Source organism: Burkholderia sp. BCC1638 (assembly GCF_902833195.1).
GTDB lineage: Bacteria > Pseudomonadota > Gammaproteobacteria > Burkholderiales > Burkholderiaceae > Burkholderia > Burkholderia diffusa.
In genome coordinates this window covers 1-681 of the sequence record NZ_CADFEC010000093.1, presented here as the reverse complement: position 1 = coordinate 681, position 681 = coordinate 1, and the positions used below count along the sequence as shown (strand labels likewise).

Below are 681 nucleotides of genomic sequence, written 5' to 3'. Positions count from 1 at the left end.
GGACCGCTCGGTAGATGATAGGTGTGCTGCGCCGCTTGTTGCGCATCGGCCGCGGACACCATGAAAGTCTGGGCAACCGCCATCGCGATCGCCATTGCCGCAACATTGCGAGCCATACCCTTGCCGTTCAACTTGATCCCCACGATGACACCCATCCCCTAGTCGGTTGTATTTCGGCAAAACGCCTGTCTTGTCCCACATGAACGAAGGTCGAGAAGCGGCGGACCGCAACGGCATGCCCTTGCGCCCCTTCACTCCCGGCTTCGCTCGAGGCCGCTGGCTACAGCAGGCTTGCCTGCCCCTCACCCACACGAAAAAGTCTAGCGATCCTGCTCGGAATGCTTTTTTGAAAGAATTCGTCTTTCGCGCCATTTGCGGTTTTTTATTCCCGCCGAACGCCCCGCCCTTGAAAATTCCATCCGCGTGCGAATTCCGCAGACCAGGAAATCAACAAACGTAATCGAGCGGCAGCCTCGTCGTATGCTTGATGGTCTCCATCGAGAAACTCGAGCTCACGTCGAAGATCTCCAGCTCGCTGATCAGGCGCTTGTAGACGCCGTCGTACGCGGCGATGTGCGGAACGACCACCTTCAGCAGATAGTCGATATGGCCGCTCATGCGGTACACCTCGATGACCTCGGGGATGCCGGCGACCACCTCGCAGAAACGCCTGAGCCAGGC

Annotated in this window: 1 protein-coding gene; it reads right to left on the bottom strand. The window is 58.6% G+C overall.

Annotation, left to right across the window (positions count from 1 at the left end; genetic code table 11):
- Positions 1-447: 447 nt before the first annotated feature.
- Positions 448-681: Lrp/AsnC family transcriptional regulator (locus HWX22_RS31330; RefSeq protein WP_175916998.1), on the bottom strand; the 234-nt coding region annotated here is incomplete at its 5' end.